17 protein-coding genes are annotated in these 16,888 nt (G+C 39.7%); 1 reads left to right on the top strand and 16 read right to left on the bottom strand.

Annotated elements, in window-relative coordinates; translation table 11 throughout:
• Nucleotides 1-2: 2 nt before the first annotated feature.
• The 16 genes from JJN12_RS13820 to JJN12_RS13745 form a co-directional block, all read right to left on the bottom strand.
• Nucleotides 3-158, bottom strand: a complete 156-nt coding sequence (locus tag JJN12_RS13820; protein ID WP_208430231.1) for a WxxxWxxW domain-containing protein — start codon at nt 156-158, stop codon at nt 3-5.
• A 64-nt stretch (nt 159-222) separates the two neighbouring features.
• On the bottom strand, nt 223-537 hold the full coding sequence (locus JJN12_RS13815) for a type II toxin-antitoxin system RelE/ParE family toxin (RefSeq protein ID WP_208430230.1): 315 nt from the start codon (nt 535-537) through the stop codon (nt 223-225).
• The gene (locus JJN12_RS13810; RefSeq protein ID WP_208430229.1) at nt 527-814 is read right to left on the bottom strand and encodes a type II toxin-antitoxin system RelB/DinJ family antitoxin; all 288 of its coding nucleotides are present in this window, start codon (nt 812-814) and stop codon (nt 527-529) included. The genes JJN12_RS13815 and JJN12_RS13810 overlap by 11 nt, the downstream gene beginning before the upstream one ends.
• Nucleotides 815-900: 86 nt before the next feature.
• A complete protein-coding gene (locus JJN12_RS13805) occupies nt 901-1,197 on the bottom strand; it encodes a Txe/YoeB family addiction module toxin (protein ID WP_208430228.1) in 297 nt (98 codons plus the stop codon).
• A complete protein-coding gene (locus JJN12_RS13800) occupies nt 1,198-1,452 on the bottom strand; it encodes a type II toxin-antitoxin system Phd/YefM family antitoxin (protein WP_208430227.1) in 255 nt (84 codons plus the stop codon).
• A 468-nt stretch (nt 1,453-1,920) separates the two neighbouring features.
• Nucleotides 1,921-2,313, bottom strand: a complete 393-nt coding sequence (locus JJN12_RS13795; RefSeq protein WP_208430226.1) for a hypothetical protein — start codon at nt 2,311-2,313, stop codon at nt 1,921-1,923.
• A gap of 209 nt (nt 2,314-2,522) precedes the next feature.
• The gene (locus tag JJN12_RS13790) at nt 2,523-3,062 is read right to left on the bottom strand and encodes a DUF6609 family protein (RefSeq protein ID WP_208430225.1); all 540 of its coding nucleotides are present in this window, start codon (nt 3,060-3,062) and stop codon (nt 2,523-2,525) included.
• Between the two features lie 106 nt (nt 3,063-3,168).
• Nucleotides 3,169-4,929, bottom strand: coding sequence for an ABC transporter ATP-binding protein (locus JJN12_RS13785; RefSeq protein WP_208430224.1), 1,761 nt, complete (start codon nt 4,927-4,929; stop codon nt 3,169-3,171).
• Nucleotides 4,922-6,709, bottom strand: a complete 1,788-nt coding sequence (locus tag JJN12_RS13780) for an ABC transporter ATP-binding protein (protein ID WP_208430223.1) — start codon at nt 6,707-6,709, stop codon at nt 4,922-4,924. Before JJN12_RS13780 ends, JJN12_RS13785 begins: the two co-directional genes overlap by 8 nt.
• Nucleotides 6,693-8,099: an ABC transporter ATP-binding protein gene (locus JJN12_RS13775; RefSeq protein WP_208430222.1), complete on the bottom strand. Its 1,407-nt coding sequence runs from the start codon at nt 8,097-8,099 to the stop codon at nt 6,693-6,695. Before JJN12_RS13775 ends, JJN12_RS13780 begins: the two co-directional genes overlap by 17 nt.
• A gap of 1 nt (nt 8,100) precedes the next feature.
• Nucleotides 8,101-8,772, bottom strand: a complete 672-nt coding sequence (locus JJN12_RS13770; protein WP_208430221.1) for an energy-coupling factor transporter transmembrane component T — start codon at nt 8,770-8,772, stop codon at nt 8,101-8,103.
• Nucleotides 8,773-9,369, bottom strand: a complete 597-nt coding sequence (locus tag JJN12_RS13765) for an MptD family putative ECF transporter S component (protein ID WP_208430220.1) — start codon at nt 9,367-9,369, stop codon at nt 8,773-8,775.
• A gap of 12 nt (nt 9,370-9,381) precedes the next feature.
• Complete coding sequence (locus tag JJN12_RS13760) at nt 9,382-10,365, bottom strand: helix-turn-helix domain-containing protein (protein WP_208430219.1); 984 nt, start codon at nt 10,363-10,365, stop codon at nt 9,382-9,384.
• Nucleotides 10,366-10,613: 248 nt separating this feature from the next.
• Nucleotides 10,614-11,216, bottom strand: a complete 603-nt coding sequence (locus JJN12_RS13755) for a class I SAM-dependent methyltransferase (RefSeq protein ID WP_208430218.1) — start codon at nt 11,214-11,216, stop codon at nt 10,614-10,616.
• 23 nt (nt 11,217-11,239) lie between these two features.
• Nucleotides 11,240-13,984, bottom strand: coding sequence for a magnesium-translocating P-type ATPase (mgtA, locus tag JJN12_RS13750; RefSeq protein ID WP_236013809.1), 2,745 nt, complete (start codon nt 13,982-13,984; stop codon nt 11,240-11,242).
• Nucleotides 13,985-14,160: 176 nt separating this feature from the next.
• Nucleotides 14,161-15,255 carry a glycerol dehydrogenase gene (locus JJN12_RS13745; protein ID WP_208430217.1) on the bottom strand — a complete coding sequence of 365 codons (1,095 nt, stop codon included), beginning with the start codon at nt 15,253-15,255 and terminating at the stop codon, nt 14,161-14,163.
• Nucleotides 15,256-15,654: 399 nt separating this feature from the next.
• Here JJN12_RS13745 and JJN12_RS13740 point away from each other — a divergent pair, with 399 nt between their 5' ends.
• A complete protein-coding gene (locus tag JJN12_RS13740) occupies nt 15,655-16,836 on the top strand; it encodes a transglutaminase-like domain-containing protein (protein WP_208430216.1) in 1,182 nt (393 codons plus the stop codon).
• The last annotated feature ends 52 nt before the right edge of the window (nt 16,837-16,888 follow it).

Genomic DNA, 16,888 nt, shown 5'->3' with positions numbered 1-16,888 from the left:
CCTTAAATTTGAAAATTTTCTTTGCTCTTTTTATTATCCCACAGTCTATATACAGCATAGATAACCCAAATAAACCAAGACCACGACCATGTATGAAGTGTAAGGCTAATAGCCAGATATACGATTGCCACTGCTATTGCAATATACCACTGCTTCATATACAACGCCTCCACAAATATAAATTTGTTGCTATTATATACTCAGAAAGTTATATTCCAGTCTTTAATTCATTTTATTTTCATAGTCTTGCAACTCATGAAAAATATTATCCACATATACTGTATCGTTTTCAATACGATATAACATAAAATATCGATGAGATAGAAAATTGATTCTTCGGTATCCTAATTCCCTTAGTTTTGGATTATCACAAAGTTTCAGACTCCCAGCAACATTTGACAGACTTGTTTTTGTTGCTTCAAAATCATTTAATAAATTTCTTGCAGCCTGATCACTTTTCTTTTCAAACATAAGATATGTGACAAATCTATCAAGATCCTCCTCTGCATCCCTCATTAAAACAATCTTATAATCCATACTTTGACCTCATATCAGAAATCACATCATCTGCATCCCTAAACATTTTCTCTTCTCTGGACTTTTTCAGTTTTGCAAGTATCTCTTTCTCGGTCATCGGTGCATACGGATTCGATTCTACCTGTCTTTTTATTTCAAAGGGGAATCCATTTGCTGCAATAGCCTGTGTTAAAAACATTCTGATTGCAGTTGTTGTGTCTGTACCCAAGTCCTTAAATAAAGCATCTGATTTACTCTTTAACTCATCTTCTACTCTTATCTGAATTGTGCTCGCCATGTCTTGCACCTCACTTCCATCTTTTTATTTTAGTATAACGCTAAATCATTTCTATTTCAATGCATTTGTATTGTTTTTGTAGTAATTTACCTCATTCCACCATAAGGTGTCCACATACGTGCCACCTTTACAAATCCTTCATACGCTTCGCCGTCTTCATAAGTCTCCTGAACATAGACTTCGTAAACTATCCTGTGCTGTATATTTATTCTTCTTGAATAGAAACCACTTAGATTCCCAACCAGCCTCTCATATGGTGGTGGTTCTTTGAATGGATAATCTGCTATGATATTTAGAAGTTCTTTTGCTTTTCCATCAAGCCTTGCACCCTTTAATAGCTTTTTGTCCTTATCAGCCTGTTTACTGAATTTAATTAAATACATCTACCACTCCTCCTCCGGATTATAAGATGTACACTCAGAAACATCTTCTGCTCTGGAATCTAAAATACTTTGCGTCATACCTGGTATGGGATTAAGATACAAGGTTTCCTGAATCGCCAGCCAATCATCTTCTGATACTAATACTGCATTTTTCCCTCTATTATTTGTTATGGTTATAGGCTCAGAGTATTCATTTACATCTGAAACTGTCTTATATAAGTTTGCTCTTGCCTTTGTTATACTAATTGAAGTCATGACATCATCTCCTTTCGCCTTAAATATAGCGTACTTTTTAGCGTACGTCAAGTTGTGGTCGATTTCAATGGTCAATATGTAGTTACCCTAAAATATAATAGTCAAATCTTAGTCAACTTTTACGGTTTGACTACTCACTTTTTAACGGTAGTATCGTTAAAGGGGTTTCAAATCTAGGGTTATCGTTATAAGGTATGAACCAATGCTTTTATTCTACCAAATAACTTCAAATTTTGTAAGCTTTAATGCAGAAAAAACAAGCGGCATTTTGTTTTCCACTGCTAAATAATGAACTTGCAAATACTATAATAAATTATCTAATGATAACCATACTTGCCTTTATAGTTTTTATGAAAAGAGAAGAACAGCTTAATTAAGATTTATAGAGAAAAAGATAGATGATATTGTATGTATCCCCTATCTTTATTTAGTTATCTATATAATTATTTTTGTGCTACCTTCAATATTTTAGTCCCCAGAACTTACAATGTTTTTTTTATTAGAAATTGCAAACTCGCAACCTTTTACTAAATCATTTGCGAAATTTTCAATTTCGTTTATCGAATAGGAGGATTCAATGTTCTTAAACCAATCATTATTTTTTATTTTATTCACGACATCTTTATTTTGCAATTTTTTCCCAAATTTGAGCAAATATTTAATATTTTCGGTTTTAATTAAAGTATCATCGTAAGGATCTATGCTTATCCAAAAATCTATTTCTTCATTTTCAAATAAATGCTTATTTTTGAAAATTACATATTCAAGCTCAGAATCTAAATTTGCAAAGATTTCAACCTTTTGCCGTGTTTTATATCTTGTTTCAAGTTCTTTTAAACTTTCTGCGAATATGTATTGCATTTTAATATCCTTTCTAAGAAAATATAACCTTCTCTATTCTTTGTGTTGTTTTTTATAAATAAACTTCAGAGCCAATCATAAATCTCACATAGTGTCTTGTACAATGAAGCATAGGTATTGATGGACATTCTAATATCTGCAATGGCTGGCACAAAGAAAAACATTCCCTCATTAAACACCTTATTTTGCGTGGATTTGCAAACTACAGTTTATTGCTTCGTTGCTTTCGAAAAGAACAACAAATAAACTCCAAATATGAATTTAATAATTGCATCAATATAGGCAAACAGTACCAAAGAAACATCTGAAAAAATATACCCCATAATAATATTAACGGTACACATAATCCCTAATAAAATCATTGATTTTCCATGTACAAAATAGAATGGGAAAAAATGCAATGCTGTGGCTAATAGTGCTCCTAACCATATCAATCTCCAATTCTCAGTGGCAAAAAATGGTCCACCTAAAAATATCATTAATATAAAAAGTAATATTATCGAATACTTAGAAACATTTTTTTGAAATTTAGTCGATGAACCAGTGGACAATTTATGAAGTAAGTTTTTATTCATATTAATTGAAAAAAAGCTAATCATGTAACCTATGCTAAATACTTGCATATTTATTATTTGTTTTCCCCCTATTAAGGTGGCAACTGCGATAACTAAGGCAACCGCAATTAACCATAAACCACAGGATTTTTTATAATTAAACTCTAATTTTTCATTTTTTACATATCCTAACATTCCCTTAAACCTCCTATTAAAATGATATTGGATATTATATTACAACACTTTTGGTAAAGCAATACCATGTGGGTATACAAGATGGGAGTTGTAGGATACCTCATTTTCAGACTATAGACCAGCCCTCGGCCAATTCGCGTATCTTGACAAAACGTTTATAAAGCCCCTCCTGCCCTACCAATTGCTGATGCGTACCTTTCTGAACGATGTGCCCATCGTCAATTACAAGGATCTGATTGGCATTTTCAATTGTTGCCATCCTGTGGGCGATCACAATCACCGTCTTTCCAACTGTCAGTTCAGTCAATGCCTCCTGTATCAGATGCTCATTTTCAGGATCAAGGCTAGCAGTGGCCTCATCAAGTATAATAACAGGGGCATTCTTCAAGATGGCACGGGCGATAGAGATGCGTTGTTTTTCGCCACCGGAAAGCGTGGAGCCTCCCTCCCCAATTACGGTATCATACCCCTCTGGAAGAGCCATGATAAAGTCGTGGCAACGTGCCTGTTTTGCAGCACTAATCATCTCTTCCTCTGATGCCTGCTCTTTCCCAAAGCAGATATTCGCCCTGACAGTGTCGTGAAACAGGTAAACGTTCTGGAACACCATGGAAATATTAGACAACAGGCTGTCACAGGTAAATTCCTTTAGATTATGCCCACCGAGAGTAATCCTTCCTCCGCTCACGTCGTAGAAGCGTGCCAGAAGCCTGCAAAGCGTTGTCTTTCCGCTTCCGGATGGTCCGATAATTGCTGTTGTCGTGCCTTCCAAGGCTGTAAAGCTCACGTCTTCAATTACATTCCTTTTTTCATTCCCTTTGTCGTAGGAAAATCGCACCTGTTCAAAATGAATGTCATAACTAGAAAGTGAAATGTCCTTTCCGTCCTCATCAATATAGTTGTCTGGAGACAGGGCTTCTATATGATCCATAGCATTATTGATAACGGAAAGGATATGTGCACTGTCTGCAATCGGCTCAAGAGAATTAAATACCGTCAGTGAAAGCAGGGAGAATACAAAAACCATTGGCAGGGAAAGATGACTAGAGAGTCCTGCTCCCATGACAGAAATAATCATAACGATACTGGCCGACTTTAACGCAAGCAGGTGTAAGCAGTTAAATGGAATAAATCCCCATTCAATTCTCAGGGCAATCTTTCTTGCTTCTGCACAGGCCTTTCGAAATGCGGAAAAAGACGCACCCTCCATACCGAATGATTTCACCACGGGCAGTCCTCTGGTATATTCGACGGCCGCTCTTGTCAGTTTTTCATTCACTTCGGTCTGGATAAGTGTATTTCTTTTGCTGTACCTTGAAATGAGATTTAAGCAGATAAAGGACAGCAGAACACCTACCAGGCAAATTAATGCACCTAAGGGGTGTATGACAAAAAGCAGGATAAAAATACAAAAAAAGCTAAGATATCCTCCGACAAAGGTATCTATCATCCTCATTCCCATATTTTCCAGGGTATAAAGTCCTGTGGTAATTGAATTGAGTATAGTGCCTGTGTCTTTCTCCTGAAAATACCCCAGAGACACCCTCTTCAATGCCGTCCCTATTGCCAGACGATCTCTTGCAACCAACTCATAACTTATAGTTTCCTGAAATCTTGCTTTTATATAGTCGAGAAGGAACCTAAATAGAATCGTTGTAAAAATCACACCCAGACTCTGCAGCCAAAGCCCTGATGGAACACTGAGACCTCTGGCTCTCCACTGCACAACATTTCCAATGATATAACCGGCATATATGATAGGTGCTGCGGCCGCTAGGCCAGAAAGGAATGAAAAGAAGAAGCCTATATAGAGCCTCTTTCTGAAATCCCCACACCAGTGGATGATGCGCCTTATCGTTCTAAACATTGACTTTATCCTCCTTTCCTTGCAATGTCCATCTCTTTGCCCCAATGTGTGCACTCCACATTTTCTTATAGAGCGGCGAGCCTTTCAAAAGTTCCTCATGGGTACCCACTGCTTCTACCCTGCCCCCATTTAAAACAACAATCTTATCTGCATCTTTCACCGTAGACAGCCGGTGTGCAATGACAAGAAGGGTCTTGCCTTTTGTGAGCTCCGAAATTGACTGCTGAATCAGATGCTCATTTTCCGGATCGGTAAAAGCGGTGGCCTCATCCAAAATAACAATCGGTGCATTTTTCAGCATTATACGTGCAATGGCTATACGTTGCTTTTCTCCGCCTGAAAGTTTTTTTCCTGCTTCACCAGCAGATGTATCATATCCGTAAGGCAGCTTTGAAATAAACTCATCACAGCGTGCTCTCTTTGCAGCGGCTATCACCTCTTCATCCGTTGCTGAAGGTTTACCGATACGGATGTTCTCTTTGATTGAAGCCTGAAATAGAAAATTATCCTGCGTAACAAAGCTCACCAGTTCTGATAGCTGTGCGATAGGAATATTTCGTATGTCAACTCCTCCTATTTCGATGCTTCCGTCACAAACATCCCAGAACCTGGCAATCAGCCTTGCCAAGGTAGATTTCCCTCCTCCGCTTGGGCCAACCAGAGCGGTATAGCTTCCCTCAGGAAGTGTGAGATCAATTCCGTGTAGGATTTCTCCGCTTTTTTCTGAATAGAAAAAGTGGACGTTTTTCAAGTGGACATCCCTGCCATTTAGTATCGCTTCAGCTTCCGGTTCTGACAATCTTGTCATGTTAAGAAAAGCCTCCGTCTGATCTACAGTATATTTCATCTGCTGTATACTATTGGCAAAAATTTCCAGTTTTGCAAAGCTCACAACCATAGACAAGGCTAACATAACCGCAAGTGTCATCTCAGATACTGAAAGACTTCCACAGGAAACCAGATAGAGGCTTACAGGAACTACGCCAAGAAGTGTGGCTGGCATAAATGCAAACGCGAGCTTCATTGTTACCCAGGTGTTCCTCATCCAATTGATTACAAATTCTTTATATTCAAGGACAGTGTCGGCATATTTTTTGTAACTGCTTCCTGCCTTCCCAAAAGCCCTGATTACCTCAATCCCCTCAATGTATTCAACAATTACACTATTCAAACGCACATTTGATTCCATATACTTTTCCATGCTCTTTCCACTGATTGCAAATGTAATCAACATAAACGCAAATCCAATTGGAAGAGATAGAAGGGAACCAAATGCCACTCTGAAATCAAGTAAGAACAACGCAATCAGACTCACTGCAGGAAATACAAGATGTCCGCTTCCCTCCGGGATCATATGGGCTAAAGGCGGCTCAATCTCCTCTATTCTGTCTACAATCACATTTTTGATCTCTCCAATTGAATGTGCCTGCACCTCTCCAAGAGGAGCTTTCAAAAAAGTCTCTGCTATTTTAAGCCGCAAGCCCTCCAAGACATAGTACGCAACATAGTGTGAAAGGCCTGTTGAAAAGCCAAAACAAACTATTTTGACTGTATAGGCAAGAACACCTATTGCTCCCCAAAAGATAATGACTGCGTTCCCAAGCGCCCCCACCATATATGCATCAACCATTCTGTAAACACAGTAAAAAGGAATAAGTCCACTCACAATGCTGACAATCGAAAGGATAACTGAAAGCCACAGCCTATGCTCTCTTCCATCTGCGTAAGATAGCAGCGTACTAAACCAATTTTTTCTCTTTTTCTTATATTTCTTCTGCACTCTGCCTTCCCCCTTTCACAGCAATTTGCTCACCTAACTGAATCACACTGTGACAAACCAGGTTCAGGAATTCATAATCATGTGTAATTACGAGAACTATATATCCCTCGCGGGACAGTTTCTGAATGATCTCTCCTGTCTGTATCATGTGCGTATAGTCTAAACCACTTGTCGGCTCGTCAAATATCACTACCTTTTTCTCCGACAGCACTGCCTGGCATACTGCCAGCCTTTGGCGCTGACCCCCTGACAGTACGGCAGGATGCACCTCCTTATAGGAAAGCAAATCAAATCCTTGCAGAAGTTTATCAATCTTTTCTTTCGATGCTTTCGGTGCCGCCAGCTCACATTCATCCACAACACTGTCTGTAAATAATTGATGGTTTACATCCTGCATGACCATGGCACAGAGCCTCTGTCTTTGCCTCCTTGTAAGCTTTTTCCCTCGGTAGCTGACTGTACCTGATTGCTCCTTAAGCAATCCGCAGATTATCTTGCATAGAGTTGTTTTTCCTGCCCCATTCTTTCCCACTATTCCAATAACATCTCCTGAATTAGCCCCAAAACTGATTTCCTCTTCCTTATAACGGCTAATAATCCTTTCAACACAAAGTTCACCCTTTAGGTCTGTACATTTAGGAATTGTAATCTGTGTCTCTTTTAAGGTTCGAAGACCCATCGAAATCCGTTCCCTTTCAGTAAGCGTACGAAACTGTGCTGCAGTAAATTCCTGCATAATCCGTCCGCCTTTTAGATATACGGCCCTGTCTATTACAGAGCTAAGATAATTCAGCCGATGCTCCGCAATAATCACAGTTTTCCCCTGTGCCTTAATATAGTGAAGCAGTTCCTTCAATCGCTCAACGGATGTGTTATCCAGATTGGAGGAGGGTTCATCGAGCACATAAATTTCCGGCTCTGCTGCATATACAGAAGCAAATGCGATAATCTGTTTTTCACCACCTGAGAGTTTTAAAATGTTCCTGCTAAGCAAATTTTCAATTCCCAGCTCATTCGCTGCTGCCACAATCCTCTGTCTAATCTTTTCCGGTGGAACACAGCGGTTTTCCAGTCCGAATGCAATCTCAGCAGATGAATCCGTATAAAAAAATTGCGATTTAGGGTTTTGAAATACACTTCCTATCATTTCCGCAAGCTTATACATACTTGTTTCCGCCACTGGTTCTCCATTAACATTTACCTCTCCATCAAGCTGCCCACTGGAATAAAAATGAGGAATCAGCCCATTGATAAGTTTCGTTAAAGTCGTCTTTCCACTGCCGCTTTCTCCTGCAAGCAGGACACATTCACCTCCGCGTATCTTCAGGTTTATTCCCGTCAAAATCGCATATTCGCCCACTCTATAATTCACATCAATAAACTCAATCATTTTATCCTTTCACAAATACCAAAATAAGAACAACTGCTATGGCAGTAAACAACATACAGAAAATATCTGTAAAGCTGAAACTAATTTCTAACGCACAAGTCTTTTTTTTTGGATTGTCAATCCCCCTGACTGTTGCCGCCGCAGAAAGTTCTTCTGCGGTTTTTGTTGCAGACAGCATTATTGGCACCAGATAACACTCTACTTTCCTCCCCATGGGTATCCTCTGGAGCTTCATTGCATCCTTAATGTGACGAACCTCTTCTGAAATGGCAGGGAAGTAACGAACCGTAACAGCCATGGCAGTAATAAGATTTTGAGGGAGATGCATTTTCCTCAAGGCGGCAACAAACTGATGGACGCTGCACTTCTTAACTAACAATGCCCCTGTCAGGAGGCAGGGCAACATCCGTCTTGTCATATTCACAAATACTGAAAACAGGGCAGTAAAAGCTATAGGCGATGCAGGAAGCACAAAGGTCTGCAGACAATATAAGATTAGCAGAAATCCTGCTCCGCCTACCGCAATTTTAGAGCAGCCATACATAATGAGAACTACGATAATTACCCCCGTCAAAGCATTTCCCTGTCTTCCGGTTCTTTCTAAGAACATCCCTATGTTGGCAAGCAAAAGAATGAAGAGGCCTGCACGAGGGTCAGGCTTCCTATAACGCATTTAGACGATACCTGCTTTCTTGAAATGTTTTTTGAATATCCCTCCTGCAATCAATGCACCAAAGAACCCGCCGGCAATCGGGGAAACCAGCAAAAGTATCAGCATAGGGGTGGTGATATAGGAAGAAATTGCTGCAACATATTCCTGACTCATAGTCTCGCCAATTTGTGCCAGAAAGCTCTCACGATACACAAATAAAGCAAGCGGCGATCCTGCCATACCGTAGCTAAACAAGATGAAAGCGACCATAAGATTACTGAATTTGAGATTATATTTTGTTATGTACCTATAGGCTTCTGAAACAGCACAGGCAATTAGCATCGTGAGCAGAATGAGGACGGTAAACTGCCCTGTAACAAAATACAAAAAAGCAGTGATTAGACCCATGATTATAACAGCTCCCGGCTTAGGAACTTTTACCTCCATCAGCAAAAAGGGAATGCCGGTGAGTATTGCCACCGTTCCGGGAAGTAAAATCCAGAGTAGGGGAATTAATCCTGTCATCATTGCCATAAAATTCAGTACAAAGTAGATTGCAGAATAGATACCGATTGCGATTACATCTTTTCCTGTCAGTTTTCGATTTTGGTTCATCATTTCATTGGCCTCCTATATATTGATCAAATTGTCTGTAGGCTTTGTACGGTACTTGCGGTAGTCCAAAGGTGTAGTGCCGATGATTTGCCGAAATGCTGCAGCAAATTTGCCTGTAGTCTCATATCCTACAAGGTATGCAATCTCTGATACGCTAAGGTCAGGATTTTTTATCAGCAGAGAAGCTGCAGTATTCATACGGCACCTTTTTAAATAAGAATATATAGAATCCCCATACATCTCCTTAAAGCTTATTTTGAGTTCTGTCTGTGGGATGTCATATTCTTCAGATAACTCCCTGATTGTAAAATGTACGGATAGATTTTCCGTAATCTGCTTATGAATTTCCCGAAGCTTATCGGCATGGCTTAAGAAAAAGCAAATCTCCTTTTGGTTATCTTCCTGTATCTCCACCGTATCAAGATATAGAAGCAATTCAAGTATTTTAAGTCTATAGTAATCAGGACCAATATTGGCAGGAGGGTTATATAAGCAAGCCATAATGCCATTTACTACCATATCGTCTTTTAGAATACTTGGAACGCCTTCTTTACAGAACTTACTTTTTAGTTTATGAATATCGGCAGAGAATTGTGGTATAAACGCAGCAACCCCCTGTGGTGCAATATCAACATTCAAATAAATACTAATCCCATGGAAATGGTTGAGCGGCATAAATACCTGCCCACTATGATGCCTGCGGTCATCAATCCTAAGCTGTTTTTCCTGGAGTACGCTGTAACTGCCATTCGAAGTCCCCAGCTCAATCCTACCCTCCTTGCAATAGTCGAAACAGATGACATTTGCATTTTCTTCCAGAAGAAAGCCTGAACTACAACGTTGCATATGCATATCACAAATATTTATATATACTCCTGCAAATGGCATATATATCGTCATGACACCCTCTCCGGTATCATCTTTAACTTCAAGAATAGCATGGCTCTCGTCCCGTGCCAGAACCTTTACGTTATCTCCCAAAGTCCTGATTGAATTCATTCCAGCACCTCCGGTCATAAATTGTTGGTTAGAAGTAACTAATCTATGTTTATATTACTTCCTTTAGAACAAAAAATCAAAGTCCATTTAGACATTTTCATTCCATTTAGCTTTATACAAAAAGGACTTTACCAATTGTTTTCACAACTGATAAAGTCCTAAGTTTCTTGTTCATTTCTTGCAGTCTTCTCACTTTTTTCAAACAAAGATATGACATTTTGCTTTGCCACTCACTATAAATTAGAATTCTAGTTCTTCCCAATCACCGCTATCGCACATGGCAGCTTCCCCTTTATAAGCTTATATTGAACCTCTTCAAAGCCTGCTTTAGCAAAGAACTGCTTGTAAGAGTCAAAGGTAAACTCCTTCTTAAAATCTGCCCCTAGTTTTTCTAAGCATTTAACAACAAGTTTTGGCTTACCCTCAGTCTTATTATTGATATATGTTGGAACGATGACATATCCACCATTTTTACATACCCGCATAAGCTCCTCAAGGGCTTTATAGGGTTCATCAAGCAAATGTATAACATTTCCTGCTACAACCTTATCAAATGCTTCATCCTCATACCCAAGGTGCATAATATCAGCTTTTTCTATCTTCACATTCTTTAAGTGAACGCAGTTCTTTCGCGCCTGCCCTAACATGCCTTCAGAAAAATCTGTTGCCACAACCTCTCTACATCTAGGTGCAATACCCCTTGTTATCATCCCTGTTCCACAGGCACACTCTAAAACTGTATCATTTTTATCAATCAGGCCTGCAACTTCCGTCACAAGCTTTTTGTTCACTTCCCCATTGAAGCATTTTTCAAAAAAATCATAAAATCCCGCTATCTTATCCCAAAACATTGCTACACCCCCTTAGTACAAAATTACAGCCAAGCTCCGTATTTTCTGGTATAAAACTTCTTTACAATCTCAATTGTGACGCTGTATAGCACTAAAATTAGTATCAAGAACACAAAGAATTCTGCCGGCATCTTGGTAAATACAGCATTTGAAGTCCTGTCGAATATGAAAGGAATTGAAATAGCTGCCAGTATGCCAAGTGCAGATGCCAGTCCAAGCCTTGCATCACATCTTGATTCAATAATCGGCCTCTTGGCAGTACGTATAAACTGAACTATCAGTATCTGCGAGATGAGTCCTTCAACAAACCATCCCGTCTGGAAATAGTTCTGCATTCCAAGTGTATTGTAGCCCAGAACGAACCAGAGAACTAAGAAGGTCATTACATCAAATACTGATGACACACCGCCCATAACATTCATAAATGACACAAGTGAGGCACTGTTCCACTTGTGTGGTCCCTGTAGGAACTCATCATCAACATTGTCCCAAGGTATCGCAATCTGAGTGAAATCGTATATTAGGTTCTGAATCAGAATCTGCAGAGGCAGTATTGGTAAAAATGGCAGGAAAATGGAGGCAATAAGCACTGAAAATACATTTCCGAAATTGCCTGAGAGAGCCATTTTCATATACTTAAGTATATTGCCATAGATTCGTCTTCCCTCATAAATACCGTTTAATATGACAGTCAGACTCTTCTCTAAGAGAATGATATCTGCACTTGCCTTTGCTACGTCTGTTGCATTATCTACTGATATACCTACATCCGCATCGTGAAGGCTTGGCGCATCATTTACACCATCTCCCATATATCCTACAACGTGGCCGTTCTTCCTTATGGCATCTACCACACGCTTCTTCTGCATTGGAGATAGACGTGCAAATATGTCATTGTTCTCAACAACGGATGACAGAGCCTCATCACTCATATTTTCAATGTCAGAGCCTGTTATGGCCTTCTGTCCATCTGTCCTCATTCCAACCAGCTTACATACGTGTTCTACAACTACAGGTGCGTCTCCCGAGATTACCTTTACGTGAACTCCTGCATCGTAGAGACCGTGTATTGCTTCCTTTGCATCAGGCTTAGGAGGGTCAAGAAATGCGACAATTCCTAAGAATGTCAAATCATTTTCATCCTCTGCATGAAAGACTGTTGGAGCGTCAATACTTCTTTTCTTTGCTGCAACCCCAATTACGTGCATACCTTCTTGATTTAGCCTGTCAGCCAGGGCTTTTATCCTATCCAAATCAGCCTCACTGATATTGTTATACTCCCCCTTCACTCTAATACGGCTGCAGCACTCAAGTACAGACTCTAGGGCTCCCTTTGTAATAAGCACCTCTTCATTTGGCTTAGGAAGCAATTCCTCAACGCCTCCGTCTAAGTGCATTCCTCCAGGATTAGATACAAGCACGCTCATTCTACGGCGCTCAAAGTCATAAGGAATCTCGTCAGTCTTTACATATCCTCCCGCATACTTATTTACATCATTTTCTTGCCCATAGGCTAAAATAGCCCTATCAATCAGGTTCTTAACTCCTGTTGAGTAATATGCGTTCATCCACGCATAATTAAGTACCAGATGTGATTCTTCACCGTTAATATCATAATAATTCTGCAAAATTACATTGTCCATTGTCAATGTTCCAGTCTTGTCTGTACAAAGAACGTCAATCGCGCCAAGATTCTGAATGGCTGACATGTTTTTAACAATCGTTTTCTTCTTTGCAAGAAACTTTGCACCCTTTGCCAGAGTACCATTTACAATCATTGGGAGCATACCGGGCGTAATGCCTACTGCAACTGAAATTGCAAAGAGGAAGGCCTCAAGCCAGTTCTTCTTAACCAGTCCATTGATTAGGAGCACAAATAAAACTACAACTACCATGTAGGTAATAAGTATCCTTGTTATCTTTGCAAGACTGCGGTCAAAGTCAGTCTCTTTCTTCTTTGTATGTATTGTGGAAGAAATTTTGCCAAGATATGAGCTCTTCCCTGTGCGTACCACAACACCAAGGCCTGTTCCTGAGTTAACAGTAGAGCCACCAAGGCATATATTGTTTAATTCAGCAGCATTTACATTTCGTAAATCTGCACCAACAGTCTTTTCTACAGGAATTGATTCCCCTGTAAATGCTGAAACGGATACAAACAAGTCCCTGCTTTCAAGAAGATATAAGTCACCGCATACAATGTCTCCTGATCCAATTAACTGTATGTCTCCCGGCACAACCTCTTCAACAGGCACTTCTCTTACTTCAGGACCATTTTCACCCGGAACCTGTATCCTGACTGTATCATGTTCCATTTCCTTAAGCTTTTGCATGTCAAGGTAAGAACCGTAGTCCTGCACAAACCTTATGACTGCACTCATGCAGGCAAGAGCAAGTATAATTACTCCGGAAACAACATCCTTCTCAACAACGAAGGTAACTAACGACAATACAAGCAACACCAAAATAAACGCATCAGTGAAGCTGTGAACTATAAAATACAGCCAGCTGTGCTTTTGATTTGCGGATAGGTCATTGTATCCGTATTTTTCAAGTCTTTCTTCCCTTTCATCATCACTTATTCCCTTATCACTGCAGCTAAGCTCTTTAAGAAGCTCTCCCTTCTCTTTCGCGGCAATACCCCTAAACTCTGCCTCAACCCCCTCTGATTTTGACACAGAGCTCGTTATCTTTTCATCCATTAAGCCCATAGTTTGAATCCCTTTCCTTTGGCAGGTAGTATCAAAACTATCTGTTTTGTTATTCATTTCTACCTTTGGAGTATATACCTCTTTGGGGGAATAATCAATAAAAATATTAGCTCATTTATCTAAATCTTTAAGCTAACAGCTGTATCTTCGCTTATCTACATAAAAAAATAAAGCACGCCTTTATGGATACACTAACTGTAAATGCCATAAAGCCGTGCTTACAATATACCTAATTACTTTCCAAGTCTCTTTTTTCCTAAAGCATCTGTTGCAATGATAGCGCAGTAGAGTTCTTCAGGTGTTACATCTCCTGCAAGGTTATGAATGGTTTCACCTTCTACACAGGCATTTTTAGACATAGTATGAATCTCTTCATCTGTGAAATCACCAAGTTCTGAAAGTGTGATAGGAAGTCCTACCTCAAGGCAGAAGTCCTGAATATCCTCAAACTCTGCTTTGTCAGCTCCCTCAAGAGTAAGCTGCACTAGGGTACCAAATGCTACGCAGTTACCATGGTAGGCATCATGTCCACCCAAAGATGTAAGACCATTGTAGAATGAATGTGGCGCTGCACAGTTTACATTATCAGCACCTACGCCTGATAGATAAACAGCTGCCTCTATAACAGCATCAAGAGCAGGGGTAACAACATTATTCTCACAGGCAACAACTGCTGCCTTTCCATGAGTTCTTAAAGTCTCATAGCAGGTCTTTGCAATAGCCATACCAGCCCTTGTGATACCGCCACCCTCAAGGCTAGGAGACTCAGTACGAAGTGAAGCTCTTCCCTCGAAGTAGGTACCCAAAGCATCTCCCATTCCTGCAATCAAAAACTTAACAGGAGCCTTTGCTATTACGTCACTGTCCACTAAAACCGCATCAGGATTCTGTGGATAGAAAAGGTATTTATTAAAGCTTCCATCATCATTATAAATAACTGAAAGTCCGGTACAAGGTGCATCTGTAGCGGCAACTGTCGGGATAATAACTATTCTCTTATTCTCATAGTAAGCTGCTGCCTTGGCTGCATCAACTGCTGAGCCACCACCTACTGCAACTACTACATCTATTTTATCAGCCACAATTATATCCTGCATCTTCTTTATCTCGCTGATACTGGATATTCCTCCGAATACCTCATATCTGCGGTAATCATCCTTACCCTCAAAGCTCTTTTCTAACTCATCGTGGCAGCATTTGTAACCGCTGTTGGAACAGACAAATAACCATCTCTTGCCCATGTATTCCATTTCTTTGTGAAAGTGAAGAAGGGCTCCTTTTCCCTGTACATACTTGAGTGGTGCACGCATCATTCTTAAACGTTCCATAACAAACCTCCATTTAATTTAATTGTTAACATAATACTTTAGTAAAGTATGTTAAATATTTAACATTTATATCTGGAGGTTATTCTAGCACATTAATAATTTTTTTGCAAATATTAATTTTACTTTTTAGAAATTTTTGCAGTGTTTTTGCTTGATAATATATTTCTGCCTTTATCATTTTAAATCATTCCGTTACAACCATAATTAACCATCAATTGATTAACCCACACCAATTATTATATTCTTCAATAAACACCCTCATTTATATCTAAAAACAATTTTACTAAACGCCACACAATCGTTATCCTTAAAACGTTATATATTCGGAGATTGCACCATGCAAAACTATGAGTGACAATCCTTTTAAGGTATAACTATTACAAATCCGGGAGGAAAAAAATGAAAAAGAATCTGAAAATGTTGTTAGCATTAGGCATGGTAGCCTGTATTACTGTGGGCTGTGGAAGTAAGGCAAGTAATAATGCTGCCAGCTCTGCAAAGAGTGCTGCAAGTTCTGCAAAGAGTACAGTAAGTGAGACTAAGAGCGCTGCATCTACTGCCTCTACCACAACCTCAGCCAGTTCAACAGCAAGTACAGCGACAAGCTCTGTAAGCTCTGCAAAGACTGACGAGAAACAGTCTGTTGCAGGTATGGTAACTAACGTAATTAATATGACCAAATACGAGAAGGGCAAGAAGGTTCGTGTTTGGCTTCCTGTTCCGCATAACAGTGAATATCAGACAGTTGAAAATGTAGTGTATGAAGCAGGTATGGTAAAGGCTCAGATGAATACAGATTCAAACGGCAACCAGATACTCTATGTTGAATGGGATAAAGATATAGTGCCTCATCACAGAGTAATTAAACTTATGTTTGATGTAAAAAGAGATGAAGTCCTTCGTCCTGAACTTAAAGAAGATGATAAAGAAGAACTTACAGCTGAAATAAAGAAATATCTTGAGCCTTCTAAGAACCTTCCTCTTAATGACCAGGTAAAGAATAAGGCTAAAGAAGTTACCGAAGGAAAGACTACTGACCTTGAAAAGGCAAGAGCCATCTATGACTGGGTTATTGCCAATATGAACCGTAACGAGGATGTAAAGGGCTGTGGAGAAGGCGATGTCTGCGCTCTCTTAGATACAACAATGTCAGGAAAATGTACAGATATCAACTCTATGTTTGTAGCACTTTGCCGTGCATCAGGCATCCCTGCAAGAGAGCATTTCGGTATCCGTATAAACGCTGATGACATCACAAAGAATCAGCATTGTTGGGCAGAGTTCTACTTAAAGGGTACAGGCTGGGTATCTGCAGATCCTGCAGACGTATTAAAGGCAGTCCTTAAGAATGGCTGGACTAAAGACCAGAAGGAAACAAAGGAGAAGCAGGAATACTACTGGGGCAACTGCGATGCAGAAAGAATCATACTTGCTGACGGTAGAGACCTCACCCTAACTCCAGCACAGGATGGTGAGCCACTTAATGACTTCGGTTATCCTTATGCTGAGGTTGACGGAAAAAAGGTTGATAATTATACTCCTGATCAGTTCATTTATACCTATAGCTTTGTAAAGAAATAATTTGATTACGTATAGGCGTTGTAAAGCCGGCCCATTTGGCAGATGGACCGGC

The sequence above is a fragment of the Catonella massiliensis genome (assembly GCF_016651435.1).
Lineage (GTDB): Bacteria > Bacillota > Clostridia > Lachnospirales > Lachnospiraceae > Catonella > Catonella massiliensis.
The sequence above is the reverse complement of the archived record's forward strand: the minus strand, read 5'-3'. Positions and strand labels throughout refer to the sequence as shown.